Source organism: Melaminivora alkalimesophila, assembly GCF_000282995.1.
Classification (GTDB): Bacteria; Pseudomonadota; Gammaproteobacteria; order Burkholderiales; family Burkholderiaceae_C; genus Melaminivora; species Melaminivora alkalimesophila.
The window spans coordinates 1-357 of record NZ_ALEE01000074.1 but is presented as its reverse complement, the minus strand read 5'-3'; the positions used below and the strand labels follow the sequence as shown (position 1 = coordinate 357).

The window sequence follows — 357 nt, the reverse complement described above, 5'->3', positions numbered from 1 at the left end:
ATGGCGCAGAGGGCAGTGCCAGCACCAGCGTGCCGTCCCACCGCCCGGAATCTGCCGGGTTGCGCCGCAGCTGCGCCTGCACGGGGATGGCGTGCGCGCTGGCGCGCACCTGCGCCAGCCACTGCGCCAGGGCTTCGGCCGGTGCAGCCTGCAGGCGGAGCGTGGCGCGGTCGCCGGCGATGGCCAGCTGAGCGCTCTGTGGCAGGTGCTGCGCGATGCCCGTGCGCAGGACTGCAGGGGCGTCGACCGGGTCGCGCGGGCGCGGCGCCGCGCGCAGCTGCTGTGCCTCGGCCTGCAGCGCCTGCATGCGCGCCAGCCGGGCATCCAGTTCCTCATGGCGCAGGGACGAGCCGCGCA

The 357-nt window shown here is 76.2% G+C and carries 1 protein-coding gene; it reads right to left on the bottom strand.

Annotated features, from left to right (window positions below; genetic code table 11):
* The coding region (gene gspM, locus A612_RS00910; RefSeq protein ID WP_019372740.1) for a type II secretion system protein GspM at nt 1-357 on the bottom strand (357 nt) is incomplete at both ends.